Genomic DNA, 13000 nt, shown 5'->3' on the forward strand with positions numbered 1-13000 from the left:
TGACGAAACTATCGGGCCTGGCGATCCCGGACAAGCGAGGCGACCCGCTCGTACAGGACGTCCTCGGGCGTGAGCCCGGTGACCTGCGCGACGACGTCCTCCGTGGTCGCGGAGGACAGCAGCTGCTGCAGCTGAGCGGCCTCGGCGTCCTCGGGAACGTCGAAACGCAGGGCCGCGGCCATCGCCGCCTCCAGGGCCGCCGTCGAGAGGCCACGCTCGGCCGCCTCCGCCGCCGGGCCCACGAACCGCTCGTGCCGGCTCAGCTTGCGCATCGGCGCCCGGCCGACCCGCTCCACCGTGTCCGGCAGGTGCGGGTTGGCGAACCGGCCGAGGATCTTCTCGACGTACGCCTGCTGCTGCTCCTCGCTGAAGCCATGCTTGGCCACGAGCAGTGCCTTGGTCTCCTGCAGCACCGCGTTGACCGAGTCCCGGATCGCCGGATCCGCCAGCGCGTCGGAGATCTTGTGGACCCCCGCCGCATAGCCGAAGTAGGCACTCGTGGCGTGCCCGGTGTTGACCGTGAACAGCTTCCGCTCGATGTACGGGGCGAGGTCGTCGACCCAGGTCACGCCCGGGATCTCCGGCTCCTCGCCGCCGAACGGCGTGCGGTCGATGGCCCACTCGTAGAAGGTCTCCACCGTCACGTCCAGCCCCGCGTCGGGGTCCTGGGCGGGCACGATCCGGTCCACCGCGGTGTTCGCGAAGATCGCGCGGGCGTCCAGGTCGTCCCCGGTGTAGTTCTCCCGGATCTGACCGGCCAGGATGTCGGTCGCGTTGATCGCGTTCTCGCACGCCATCACCGCCACCCGCGGCGCGTCCGCGCTGCGGGCGGCGATGCCGGCCGCGATCACCGGGGCCACGAACTTGAGGATGTTGGGGCCCACCGCCGTGGTGACGACGTCGGCGCCCGCGATCGCCTCGACCACGCCCGCCTCGTTGGTGCCCGAGTTGAGGGCGGAGTAGCCGTCGACCGTGTGGGTCGCCGACTCCTCCCCCACCTCGTGCACCTGGTAGCTCGGCGTCGCGTCGAGCGCGTCGATCAGCGGCGCGGCGACGTCGGCGAACACCAGGTCGTACCCCGCGTTGTGCAGCAGCAGCCCGACGAATCCGCGGCCGATGTTGCCCGCCCCGAAATGGACAGCCCTCATGCGTTGTTCACCGTGTCGAAGATGTCGAGCACCTCACGAGCGGACTGCGCCTGCTCCAGCCGCGCCACCTGGTCCTTGTCCGAGAACACCTTGGCGATCGAGGACAGGATGTTCAGGTGCTCGTTGTTCCGCCCGGCGATGCCGACGACGAACTTGACGGGCTTGCCGTTCCAGTCGATGCCCTCGGGGTAGCGGACGAAGGAGATCGCCGACCGCTGGATGAACCCCTTGGCCTCGTTGGTGCCGTGCGGGATGGCCAGGAAGTTGCCCATGTAGGTGGGCACGGACCGCTCCCGGTCGTGCATCGCCGCGACGTAGTCACCGGTCACGGCGCCCGAGTCGACGAGCAGCTTGCCCGACTCCTCGATGGCCGCGGCCTGGCTGGCCGCGGAGCCGTCGAGCACGATGCTGCGCTCGGCGAGGATGCCGTCCCGGTTGTCGACCGCGGTGCGCCGCGCGTCGTCCGGAGCGACCCACGTGCCCGCCGCGGCACCGGCAGCGCCACCGGCGGCGGCACCCGTGACGTTCGACCCGGCGCCGGTCGTGCCGGCCCCGGCGGTCGGCGCCAGGCCGGCCTGCTCGGCGGTCCGGCCGTCGGGCTGCGCGGTGCCGGTGGCGGTACCCGCACCGTCACCGCGGTTGGTCTGCTCCAGCAGTTCGACGATCTCGTCGTAGCGGGGGCTGCCCATGAAGTTGTCCACGGTCACGAGCTGTGCCGACGGCGCCTTGGGCTCAGCCCGGGCGGCCAGGTCCTGGTGGACGACGACCATGTCGTAGGTATCGGTCAGGTTGGCGATCGAGGCGTTGGTGACCTTGACGTCGTTGAAGCCCGCCGCCTTGATCTTGTTCCGCAGCACCGAGGCGCCCATCGCGGACGACCCCATGCCGGCGTCGCAGGCGAACACGATGTTGTTGATCGTGCCCTGGGCGGTGGCGACACCGCCGCCGGTCAGCGTGGAGGCGACGGAGCTCTTCTTGCCCTTCATGGCCTCCATGCGGGCCGTCGCGTCGCCGAGGTCGCCCTCACCCTTGTCCTTGCTGGTGCGAAGGATGACCGACGCGATGAGGAAGGAGACGGCGGCGGCGAGGATGACCGACAGCGTGACACCGATGAAGCTGTCCGGCGGGCACTGCAGCCAGACGGCGATGATCGATCCCGGCGCGGCCGGGGCCCGCAGACCCGAGTTGAAGATGACGTTGGTGAGGATGCCCGTGGCGCCACCGCAGATGGTGGCGATGATCAGGACCGGCTTCATCAGCACGTACGGGAAGTAGATCTCGTGGATACCGCCGACGAACTGGATCAGCGCGGCACCACCGGCGGACGCGCGAGCCGCACCACGGCCGAAGAACACGTAGGCCAGCAGCAGACCGAGGCCCGGGCCGGGGTTGGCCTCGAGCAGGAACAGGATCGACTTACCGGTCTGCACGGACTGCTCGGTGCCCAGCGGGGTCAGGATGCCGTGGTTGACGGCGTTGTTCAGGAACAGCACCTTGGCCGGCTCGATCAGGATCGAGGTCAGCGGCAGGATGTGGGCTCCGACGAGGAACTGGACGACGTTCCCGGCGATGCTGCTCAGGAACTCGACGACGGGGCCGATGACCCAGAAGGCGATGAGCGCCATGATGGCGCCGAGGATGCCGGCCGAGAAGTTGTTCACCAGCATCTCGAAGCCGGGCTTGATCTTGCCGTCCCAGATAGCATCCACATGCTTCATCAGCCACGCCGTGAGCGGGCCCATCAGCATGGCGCCGATGAACATGGGGATGTCGGTGCCGACGATGACGCCCATGGTGGCGATCGCACCGACGACGCCGCCGCGGACGTCGTAGATCATGCGGCCACCGGTATAGGCAATCAGCAGGGGCAGCAGGTAGGTGATCATCGGGCCGACGAGGCCGGTCCACGGCACCTCGGCGCCGGCGACCGTGTGCGTGCCGAAGCCGCCGATGGCGGGTACCGGGAAGGGTCCGGCCTTGATGAACAGGGCGGTGATGAGGCCCCAGGCGATGAAGGCGCCGATGTTCGGCATGATCATGCCCGAGAGGAACGTGCCGAATCGCTGGACGTGCGCGCGGGCGTTCGAGCCGCGCGACCTCTCCACTGTCGTTGCCATGGTTCCCTCTCAAGGGTTGGCCCGCTACGTTGCGGGGTGACGGGTCGCAGTTCTGCTGGATCGTCGAGATCGGTGGTCGATGCGGGTGATGCTCAGGTCGTGGTGGGGTGGTGCGTCATACGCTGCAACCATTCGAGGAACAGTCGCATCTCGCTGCTCGAGAGCTGCTCCGGATGCGACGCCTGCAGCGTCGCGTTCAGAGCGATGGCCGCCACCACGTAGGACGGCTGCTCGGGGTCGTCAGGGTTGGATCGGGCTGCCGCGCCGTCCGCGAGGACGGCGGAGATGGCACCATCCCGACTCAGCTCGCTCAGCCCCATGGAGCGTCGTTGAGCCGGTTCGGCGATGAGCATCAGCGTGACCCCCACGTTGGCGGCGAGGATGCTCCGCGCCGCCTGTCGGGGAGGCACCACCAGCAGCCCCTGCCGGGCGGCGTTCTGCAGGATGCCCTCCAGGACCGCCTCGGTCTCGATGACGATGGCGGGCCGCTGCTCGGGACGGACGTTGCCGAACATCACCGAGTAGACGTCGGGCTGCTCCAGGCCGAACTGCACGTGGGCATCCCAGAACCGGCGCACGTCCTCCACCGGATCCTCCGAGACGCCCAGCCCGCGTTCCCGAGCCAGGTACTGCTCGAAGCCCCGGGCGACGACGGCGTCCAGCAGGCCTTCCTTGTCACCGAAGTGGTGGTACAGCGTCGGCGCCTTCACCCCCGCCAGATCGGTGATCTGACGCGTGGAGACGGCCCCACCCTGTGCCTGCGTCAGCAGGATCGTCGCAGCCTGGATCAGGCGCTCACGCGCGGGGAGGCTGTGGTCGACGCTGCTCACGGCGATACAGTAACACCTGTAGCGACGCTATATGGCACGCCTCACATGCGCGCTCGTTCTCGCCTGTCCCGACGCCCCGTCACACGGTTGACATCGACCACCGAATCGGATTACCTAATGAACATTCGGTAATTAATGGTGAGAGGGATCACATGGCCGAGAGCACGCCCACGCTCGAGCAACTCGCCGAGCACCACGAGATCCTGCGCGACGACTTCGCCTCCGAATGGATGGGCATCCGGGTCGTCGAGGTCGGCGACGGCCGCGCCGTCATCACCATGGACCTGCGCCGCGAGATGCTCAACGGCTTCGGCATCGCCCACGGGGGCATGATCTTCGCCTTCGCCGACACCGCGTTCGCGCTCGCCTGCAACGACGTCGCCGGCAGCGAGAAGACGATCACCGTCGCCTCCGGCGCTGACGTCACCTTCATCCGCTCCGCGCGGCAGGGGCAGACCCTGACGGCCACCGCCGTCCGTCGGGCGACCGCCGGCCGAAGCGGACTGTACGACGTGACGATCACCGCCGCCGGCGGAGCCGGTGAAGGAAACACCGACGGCGAGGACCAGCTGATCGCCGAGTTCCGCGGCCGCAGCCGCACCATTCCCCAGCCCGCCCGTCGCCTGCGCTGATCGCCTCAGCCCGGACGTGAGCACCACCGACGACATGCGAAGGAGCCTGCCGTGACGGCCACCGCCACCCCTGCCACCACCACCCCCGAGGGCCTCGACCGCGAGGAGACCATCAGCCGCGACGAGCTCGAGGCGCTCCAGCTGACCCGGCTGCAGGACACCGTCCAGCGCGCGTACGCCAACGTTCCCCTGTACCAGCGCAAGTGGGACGAAGCCGGAGTGCACCCGGACGACCTGAAGGAACTGGGCGATCTCGCGAAGTTCCCCTACACCACCAAGGCGGACCTGCGGGAGGCCTACCCGTTCGGCATGTTCGCCGTCCCGATGAACGAGGTCGTGCGGGTGCACGCCTCCTCGGGTACCACCGGCCGGCCCACCGTCGTCGGCTACACCCGCCAGGACATCGACAACTGGGCGTCGCTGGTGGCCCGCTGCCTGCGCCTCTCCGGCGTCCGGCCCGGTGACGTCCTGCAGAACTCCTACGGCTACGGGCTCTTCACCGGCGGCCTGGGCGCGCACTACGGCGCGGAGAAGCTCGGCTGCACGGTGGTCCCGATGTCCGGCGGGCAGACCGAGAAGCAGATCCAGATGATCCAGGACTTCGGCCCCCGCGCGATCCTGTGCACGCCGACCTACCTGCTCACGATCATGGACGCCATGGTCGCCCGGGGCATCGACCCGACGAGCACCACGCTGAAGGTCGCCGTCCTCGGCGCCGAGCCCTGGACCGCGGAGATGCGACACGAGCTGGAGGTCGGCTTCGGCATCGATGCGTCCGACATCTACGGGCTCAGCGAGGTCATGGGCCCGGGCGTGGCCGGCGAGTCCAACGAGACGAAGGACGGCGCCCACATCTGGGAGGACCACTTCCGGCCCGAGATCATCGACCCGTTCACCGACGCGGTGCTGGACGACGGCGAGCACGGCGAGCTCGTGTTCACGTCCCTGACCAAGCAGGCACTGCCGATCATCCGGTACCGCACCCGCGACCTGACCCGACTGCTGCCGGGTACCGCGCGCCCGTCGCACCGCCGCATGGGCCGGATCACCGGCCGCAGCGACGACATGATCATCCTGCGCGGGGTCAACATGTTCCCGAGCCAGATCGAGGAGATCGCGCTGCGGATCCCGGGCCTGAGCCCGCACTTCCAGCTGCACCTGACCCGACCGAGCCGGATGGACCAGCTGACGGTGAAGATCGAGCGGCGCGAGGACTGCACCGCCGAGACCGCGAAGGGCGCCGCCGCCGAGCTCGGCCGCCAGATGAAGATCCACATCGGCTCGACGGCCACCATCGAGATCTGCGAGCCGGGCACGCTCGAGCGCTCGAGCGGCAAGCTGCGCCGCATCTACGATCTGCGCGAGACCGACCAGGCCTGATCCGCGTGGGAGACTGATCGTCATGCCTGAGACCACCCCCGACGAGACCCGCGAGCCGGCCCGTGCGACGGCCCGCGGCGCATCCCGCCGCGGTCGGCCGGGATACGACCAGCAGACCGTGCTGCGGATCGCCGTCGACGTGTTCAACCGGCACGGCTACGAGGCGACGTCGATGGGCGTGCTCGCGGACGAGCTCGGCATCTCCAAGTCGGCGATCTACCACCATGTCCCCGGCAAGGAGGACCTGCTCCGCCTTGCCCTGGAGCGGGCTCTCGGCGGCCTCGAGTCCACCCTGCACCAACCGGGCGCGACGACCGGGACGGCCGACGAGCGGCTCGAGTTCGTCGTTCGCGGCACCGTCGCCGTCCTGGTGGACGAACTGCCGTTCGTGACCCTGCTGCTGCGGCTGCGGGGCAACACGGAGATGGAACGGCAGGCGCTCGAGCGTCGCCGCTACTTCGACCGGCAGATCGCCGTCCTCGTCGAGCAGGCGAGCAAGGAGGGCTCGGTGCGCAGCGACATCGCGCCCCGCGTGGCCAGCCGGCTGCTGTTCGGCACGATCAACTCGATCGTCGAGTGGTACCGGCCGGGCGGCTCGCTCTCGCAGGAGGAACTGGCCGACGACGTCGTCGCCATCTTGTTCGACGGGCTGCACGAGGGTCGGCGCAGCGCCGAGAACGCGGACGCGACGGGCCTCGTCGGGCTCTGAGCGCTTGTCTCCCTCGGCACCGTCGGGCCGCTGACAAGGGGGCCGCCAAGGCGTTGACTGGGGCCATGGACACCACCACACCCGCCCCGCAGGTCTGGCCGACCCTGCAGGCGAAGGATGCCCGCGGGCTGATCGACTACTTGGTCCGCGTCTTCGGCTTCGAGGAGACCGTCGTGCACCCCAACGACGACGGCACCATCGCCCACGCGCAGCTGGACTGGCCCGAGGGCGGCGGCATCATGCTCGGGTCCCACAAGCCGGAGGGCCCGTTCACGCTCGAGCCGGGCACGTTCTCCGCCTACGTGGTCAGCGCCGACGTCGAAGGCCTGCACCGGCGCGCGGCCGACGCGGGCGGGATCGACCTCTCAGAGCTGACCCGGACGGACTACGGCAGCACCGACTTCCGGGCCTCGGACCCAGAGGGCAACACCTGGACCTTCGGCACCTACCCCGGCGAACCGCGGAAGGGCTGAGGCCCGGTCGGCGAGTTGCGCCGAGTGGACCGACAACGCGACCGAACCCACCCGACGGCGACATCGTCCGTCCACTCGGTGAACCAATCACGCCCAGTGGACGGACGATGCGGCTGAACCCGCCCGACGACGACAACGTCGGTCCACTCGACGAACCAGGCCCTCGACGGGCTTCGCCCAGAGGGCGTCAGACCCGGTCGAAGTCGACCTGGAAGTAGACGAGCCGGCCCGCGCGGCGGACCTCGCGCATGCCGGCGCGCAGCATGACGGCCTGCGAGGCGATGTTGTCCGGGGTCGTCGTCGCCTTGACGGTCCGGGCGCCGGCGTCGCGCGCAATGCGCAGCGCCTCGCTGACCGCCTCCTTGGCGTAGCCGCGGCCGCGGGCCCCGGGCACGAGGCCGTACCCGAACTCGACGACACCGTCCTTGCTGGGCGGCCCGAAGAAGGCGACACCACCGACCTGGGTGCCGGTCTCGCGTTCACACACGTCGTAGACGCCGAACGGGCGGGTGTCACCGACCTCGTCCCACATCTCCACGAATGAGGTGAGGGCGCTGCGCTGGTCCACGACGGGGTACCCGGTCCCCCACCGCTCGTCCGCCGGGATGTTCGCATCGGCGCGCGCGACGGCTTCGTCCCGGGTCAAGGGGTGCAGCGTGAGGCGTTCGGTCGTGACATCCACCGGACAATAGTGCCGTCCACCCGGTACCCGCTGTCCAATCGGACCGCTTCCGCGCGGTTCGGTGACGCTGCGGCTCGGTGCCGAACCGCCGTGCGGCCTCAGGCCTGCTTGGCCACCAGCGTCAGGACGTCGTACTGCGCGACGATCTCGTCCTTCTGGTTGTGGATGACGGCGTCCCAGCGCACCTCGCCGTACTCGTCGGTCACGCGCGGGGTGATCTGCTTGCAGGTCAGGGTCACGCGGATGGCGTCGTCGTACGTGACCGGGGTGATGAACCGCAGGTTCTCCAGCCCGTAGTTGGCCAGCACCGGTCCCGGCGCGGCGTCGACGAACAGCCCGGCCGCCCAGGAGACCAGCAGGTAGCCGTGGGCCACCCGGCGCGGGAAGAACGGGTTGGCGGTGGCCGCCTCCTCGTCCGTGTGGGCGTAGAACTTGTCACCCGTCGTCTCGGCGAAGTCGAGGATGTCCTTGAGGTGGACGGTGCGCAGGTCGGAGGCGAACTGGTCGCCGATCCGCAGCGTCGCCAGAGACTTGCGGAACGGGTGCTCGCCGGTGCCGGCGTCGACGTCGGAGCGACCGACGGAGTTCACGGCGGCGCCGGCGTGCCAGACGCCCGTGACCGCGGTGAGCATGTCCGGGGAGCCCTGCACGGCGGTGCGCTGCATGTGGTGCTTGACGGCGCGGATGCCGCCGAGTTCCTCACCGCCACCGGCGCGGCCGGGGCCGCCGTGGATCAGGTGCGGCACCGGGGAACCGTGGCCGGTGGACGTCTTCGCGTCCTGCCGGTTGAGGATCAGCACGCGTCCGTGGTGGGCGGCGATGCCGGTGATCAGCACGGTGGCGGTCGCGGGGTCGTTGGTGCAGACGGTGGCGACGAGCGAGCCCTGTCCGAGCGCGGCGAGCCGGACGGCGTCGTCGACGTCGGTGTAGCCGAGCACCGAGGTGACCGGCCCGAAGGCCTCGACGCTGTGCGCCTGCTCGGTGTCCGGGTCGGCGAAGGTGAGCACCGTGGGCGGGAAGAAGGCGTCGTCGCCGTTGCCGTCCGGCGCCCCGCCGATCCGGACCTGCCCGCCGGCGGCCTCGAGGCGGCGCACCGAGCGGGTGACCTCCTCGCGCTGGCCGACGGAGGCGAGCGCGCCCATCGTCGTGCCCTCGGTGCGCGGATCGCCGACGACGACCTTCGCGAGCCTGCCGCGCAGCGCCTCGACGACGTCGTCGACGAGGGCCGCCGGGACGATGGTGCGCCGGATGGCCGTGCACTTCTGGCCGGCCTTGCTGGTGATCTCCGTGACGACCGAGCGGATGAACGCGTCGAACTCGGGGGTGCCCGGCGTCGCGTCGGGGGCGAGGATGGCCGCGTTGAGGGAGTCCGTCTCGGCGGTGAAGCGGACGCCGCCGTCGGCGACCTGCGGGTGGGCCTTCAGCGACGCCGCGGTGCCGGCGGAGCCGGTGAACGCCACCAGGTCGCGGTGGTCGAGGCGGTCCAGCAGGTCCCGCGCGGAGCCGGAGATCAGCTGCAGCGAGCCCTCCGGCAGCAGCCCGGACTCGACCATCAGCCGCACGCACGCCGCCGTGACGTACCCGGTGGGCGTCGCCGGCTTGACGATGGTCGGCACGCCGGCCACGAACGCGGGGGCGAACTTCTCGAGCATGCCCCACACGGGGAAGTTGAAGGCGTTGATCTGCACCGCGACGCCGGGCAGCCGGGTGTAGATGTGCTCGCCGATGAAGGAGCCGTCGCGGGAGAGCGGCTCGACGGCGCCGTCGATCAGCACCTGGCTGTTCGGCAGCTCGCGGCGGCCCTTGGAGGAGAAGGTGAAGAGGGTGCCGATGCCGCCGTCGACGTCGACCAGGTTGTCCGCGTCGGTGGCGCCGGTGCGGTGGGAGAGGTCGTAGAGCTCCTGCTTGTGGGCCGTCAGGTAGGCCCCGAGTTCCTTGAGCTTCAGTGCCCGCTCGTGCAGGCTGAGCTCGCCGAGGGATCGCTGGCCCACCGTGCGCGCATGCTCGACCGCGGCAGCGACGTCGAGCCCGTCGGTGCTGACGCGGGCCACCGGCTCGCCCGTGGCGGCGTCCCGCACCTCGGTGCCGGCGACGTCGTCGGCGGGGTGCCACCACGCGTCCTGGACGAAGCTGGCCACGAACTCGATGGCGGGGGCGGGTGCGGTCATCGTCGACGTCCTTTTCGTTTCTCGCACTGCAGATGTACGGACCGCCACCCTGCTCGACACGAGCACGGTGGCGTTACCGACCGATCGTTCAGTATTGTCAGCGTACAGGATGGGTGAGCGGGAGCACACCGCGGAAGGAGAACGATGACCGAGGCAGCGCCGGCACACGAGCCGTGGCAGATCACCCTGGGTGAGCTCGACGAGAAGATGGGCGTGCGCATCGTCGAGCAATCGGCCGAGCGCGTCGTCGCCACCATGCCTGTCGAGGGCAACCGGCAGTCCTTCGGGCTGCTGCACGGCGGGGCGTCCCTGGCCGTGGGCGAGGCGGTCGGCTCCTGGGCGGCCGTGATCCACGCGAGCACGATGGGCCGCAGCGCCGTGGGCGTCGACGTCTCCGCGACCCACCACCGCTCGGCGACCTCCGGCACGGTCACGATCACCGCGACGGCGATCTCCCTGGGCCGGACCATGACCAGCCACGAGGTCGTCATCACCGACGAGCAGGACCGCCGGCTCTGCACGCTGCGGATCACCAACCTCATCGTGGACAGGAAGTAGACCGGACGGTACCGGTGTCCGGAGGGGACGGGCCCGACTCCGCGGAGTAGCCTCACGCCTGTCACCACCCACGGGCATCGGAGGCGCTGCCATGGCACCAGACGCGACGGAACCGGCCGCGACCGAACCGGAGATCGGGCCGCGCGCGCGGATCCCCAACCCGGCGCTGGCGCCGCTCGCCTTCCTCGTGGGCGAGTGGCGGACGACGGGGACGCACCCGGCGCTGGCCGGCAGGACGGTCGACGGACGGGCGTCCTTCACGTGGCACGAGGGTGGCGCCTTCCTGCTCGTGCGCACCCACGTCGACGAGCCCGGCTTCCCCGACGGTCTGGCCCTCATCGGCAGCGACAACGGTCGCACGACCGATCACCCCCGGCTCGTCATGGTGTACGTCGACGAGCGGGAGGTGTCGCGGATCTACGACGTCAGCGTCGGCGAAGCCGCCGTGACCTGGTCTCGCGACGACCCGACGATCGCCCAGTCCGTGACCGTCCGCGCCGAACCGGACGGCACGCTCGTCAGCACCGGTCGGATCTCCGAGCACGGCGGCCCGTGGGGAGACGACCTGTCGCAGGTGTTCCACCGGCTCACCTGACCTGACCCGCGCCCTGAAGTCACCCGCCGGGCGATGCCGCGGCGCCGCTCAGAGCTCGTCGGCCGCGCGGTCGACCCATTCGACCAACAGGTCGCGTTCCCTCGCCGTGAGTCCCGGCAGGTGGGGAGCGAGCGCCCGGAACGTCTCCACCGCGGCACGGGTGTCGCCACCCGATCGCGGCGGCGCGTCGACGAGGATCTGCCGGAGCACGGCGTCGAACATCACCTCCGCCAGGCCCGGGTCCCGCTGGTCGACCGGCCTGCTCAGCAGCGTCTGCACGGTCCCGACGCCGGCGGCCTGGATCAGGTCGACGGCGCGGCGTTCGTCGGTGCGGAGCCAGCCGCGAGCAGCGACCCGATGAACGCGCGCCTCGAGGATCCGTTGCCCCGCCTGCACGGACGGCGAGCGGGCCGCCCGCTGCGGATCGTTGAGGAGCTGGTAGACCGCGGGGTTGGCCAGGCTGAACTCGATCTGCACCGTCCAGCTCGCGCGGAGGTCCTCGACCGGGTCGACCTCCGCCCCGGCGGCGTCACGGAGGGCCTCGGTCTTGCCGGCGACATAGGTGGCCAGCACGTGTTCGGTGACCGCCTCGAGCAGGCCGTCCTTGTCGCCGAACAGTCGGTAGATCACCGGCGCCTGCACGTCGGCCGCTTCCGCCACGCCGCGGGTCGTCACCGCCGGCATGCCGTCGCGCAGCAGGGCCGCGGCCGCCTCGATGATGCGCTCCCGCGTCGCCGACCGCGCACTGCCCTCCGTCATCGCTCCACGATATCGGCTCTTCCCCCCGATTGTTTCCATTGATAACGTTTGATGAGAAACGTTGATAACAGGAGGCTGCTCATGATCGTCATCACCGGGGCCACCGGAGCCCTGAACGGCTCGACCGCCGACCACCTGCTCGGCCGTCTGCCCGCCGACGAGATCGTCGTCGCCGTGCGCGACCCCGCGAAGGCGCGGCGATTCGCCGACCGCGGCGTCCAGGTGCGGCACGGCGACTACGCCGACGCCGCCTCCCTCCCGGCGGCGTTCGGGGGAGCCGACCAGCTGCTGCTGGTGTCCTCGAACGACCCGCACGCCGACACCGTGAGTCTTCACCGCGCCGCGATCGACGCGGCGGTCTCCGCGGGCGTCGGCCGCATCCTCTACACGAGCCACCAGGGCGCCGCCGCCGATTCGCCGTTCGCACCCGCCCGGGTCCACGCCGCCACCGAGGACCTCCTGGCCGAGTCCGGGCTGCCGTGGACGTCGCTGCGCAACGGTTTCTACGCGCACAGCCTCGCCTGGCTGGCCGGAGGATGGCGCGAGACCGGCGTCATCGCCGTGCCCGCCGACGGGCCGGTGTCCTGGACAACGCGGGAGGACGCCGCGGAGGCCGCCGCCGCGATCATCACCTCCGACGGTGGCTACGACGGTCCCACCACCATCACCGCGGACGCCGCCCCGACCTTCGCCGACGTCGCCCGGATCGCCTCCGAGCTCACGGGCTCCCCCGTGGAGCGCGTGCTGGTCGATCCGGACGAGTGGGTCGCGGCGCGCATCGCCGAGGGCATGCCCGAGGCAGCGGCGCACTTCACTCTCGGCATGTACGAGGCGGCCGACGCGGGCTTCTTCGCCGGCACCGATCCGCTGCTCGGCAGGCTCCTCGGCCGGCAGCCCACCACGGTTCGCGACGTGCTCGCCGCCTCCGCGCCGGCCTGAGCCCCGGGCG

Annotated in this window: 13 protein-coding genes; 7 read left to right on the forward strand and 6 right to left on the reverse strand. The window is 70.5% G+C overall.

The genetic code is table 11. From position 1 onward, the window contains the following. Positions 1 to 8: 8 nt before the first annotated feature. The 3 genes from V6N00_RS01965 to V6N00_RS01975 all read right to left on the reverse strand — a co-directional run bounded on the left by V6N00_RS01965 (position 9) and on the right by V6N00_RS01975 (position 4095). The gene (locus V6N00_RS01965; protein ID WP_334230378.1) at positions 9 to 1148 is read right to left on the reverse strand and encodes a mannitol-1-phosphate 5-dehydrogenase; all 1140 of its coding nucleotides are present in this window, start codon (positions 1146 to 1148) and stop codon (positions 9 to 11) included. Continuing rightward, positions 1145 to 3265, reverse strand: coding sequence for a PTS mannitol transporter subunit IICBA (locus tag V6N00_RS01970; protein ID WP_334230379.1), 2121 nt, complete (start codon positions 3263 to 3265; stop codon positions 1145 to 1147). Before V6N00_RS01970 ends, V6N00_RS01965 begins: the two co-directional genes overlap by 4 nt. A gap of 92 nt (positions 3266 to 3357) precedes the next feature. Continuing rightward, positions 3358 to 4095 (reverse strand): TetR/AcrR family transcriptional regulator, encoded by a 738-nt coding sequence (locus V6N00_RS01975; protein ID WP_334230380.1) that lies wholly within the window; start codon positions 4093 to 4095, stop codon positions 3358 to 3360. A 152-nt stretch (positions 4096 to 4247) separates the two neighbouring features. On the opposite strand from V6N00_RS01975, the gene V6N00_RS01980 reads away from it, so the two are divergent. The 4 genes from V6N00_RS01980 to V6N00_RS01995 all read left to right on the forward strand — a co-directional run bounded on the left by V6N00_RS01980 (position 4248) and on the right by V6N00_RS01995 (position 7289). Further along, positions 4248 to 4727 carry a hotdog fold thioesterase gene (locus V6N00_RS01980; RefSeq protein ID WP_334230381.1) on the forward strand — a complete coding sequence of 160 codons (480 nt, stop codon included), beginning with the start codon at positions 4248 to 4250 and terminating at the stop codon, positions 4725 to 4727. Positions 4728 to 4778: 51 nt separating this feature from the next. Continuing rightward, the gene (gene paaK, locus V6N00_RS01985) at positions 4779 to 6107 is read left to right on the forward strand and encodes a phenylacetate--CoA ligase PaaK (protein ID WP_334230382.1); all 1329 of its coding nucleotides are present in this window, start codon (positions 4779 to 4781) and stop codon (positions 6105 to 6107) included. A gap of 22 nt (positions 6108 to 6129) precedes the next feature. Then, a complete protein-coding gene (locus tag V6N00_RS01990; RefSeq protein ID WP_334230383.1) occupies positions 6130 to 6816 on the forward strand; it encodes a TetR/AcrR family transcriptional regulator in 687 nt (228 codons plus the stop codon). Between the two features lie 65 nt (positions 6817 to 6881). Next, entirely contained in the window at positions 6882 to 7289 is a 408-nt protein-coding gene (locus tag V6N00_RS01995; protein ID WP_334230384.1) for a VOC family protein, read from the forward strand. A gap of 187 nt (positions 7290 to 7476) precedes the next feature. Here the strand turns inward: V6N00_RS01995 and V6N00_RS02000 are convergent, their stop codons facing one another. Continuing rightward, positions 7477 to 7971, reverse strand: a complete 495-nt coding sequence (locus V6N00_RS02000; protein WP_334230385.1) for a GNAT family N-acetyltransferase — start codon at positions 7969 to 7971, stop codon at positions 7477 to 7479. A 98-nt stretch (positions 7972 to 8069) separates the two neighbouring features. Next, positions 8070 to 10139, reverse strand: coding sequence for a phenylacetic acid degradation bifunctional protein PaaZ (gene paaZ, locus V6N00_RS02005; RefSeq protein ID WP_334230386.1), 2070 nt, complete (start codon positions 10137 to 10139; stop codon positions 8070 to 8072). 144 nt (positions 10140 to 10283) lie between these two features. Between paaZ and V6N00_RS02010 the strand changes: the two genes are divergently transcribed. Both V6N00_RS02010 and V6N00_RS02015 read left to right on the forward strand, forming a co-directional pair. Beyond that, positions 10284 to 10697 carry a PaaI family thioesterase gene (locus V6N00_RS02010; protein ID WP_334230387.1) on the forward strand — a complete coding sequence of 138 codons (414 nt, stop codon included), beginning with the start codon at positions 10284 to 10286 and terminating at the stop codon, positions 10695 to 10697. A gap of 91 nt (positions 10698 to 10788) precedes the next feature. Further along, positions 10789 to 11292 (forward strand): hypothetical protein, encoded by a 504-nt coding sequence (locus tag V6N00_RS02015; RefSeq protein WP_334230388.1) that lies wholly within the window; start codon positions 10789 to 10791, stop codon positions 11290 to 11292. Between the two features lie 48 nt (positions 11293 to 11340). Here the strand turns inward: V6N00_RS02015 and V6N00_RS02020 are convergent, their stop codons facing one another. After that, complete coding sequence (locus tag V6N00_RS02020; protein WP_334230389.1) at positions 11341 to 12051, reverse strand: TetR/AcrR family transcriptional regulator; 711 nt, start codon at positions 12049 to 12051, stop codon at positions 11341 to 11343. 81 nt (positions 12052 to 12132) lie between these two features. Between V6N00_RS02020 and V6N00_RS02025 the strand changes: the two genes are divergently transcribed. Then, on the forward strand, positions 12133 to 12990 hold the full coding sequence (locus tag V6N00_RS02025; protein WP_334230390.1) for an SDR family oxidoreductase: 858 nt from the start codon (positions 12133 to 12135) through the stop codon (positions 12988 to 12990). Positions 12991 to 13000 lie beyond the last annotated feature (10 nt).

Source organism: Tersicoccus mangrovi (assembly GCF_036881825.1).
Lineage (GTDB): Bacteria > Actinomycetota > Actinomycetes > Actinomycetales > Micrococcaceae > Tersicoccus > Tersicoccus mangrovi.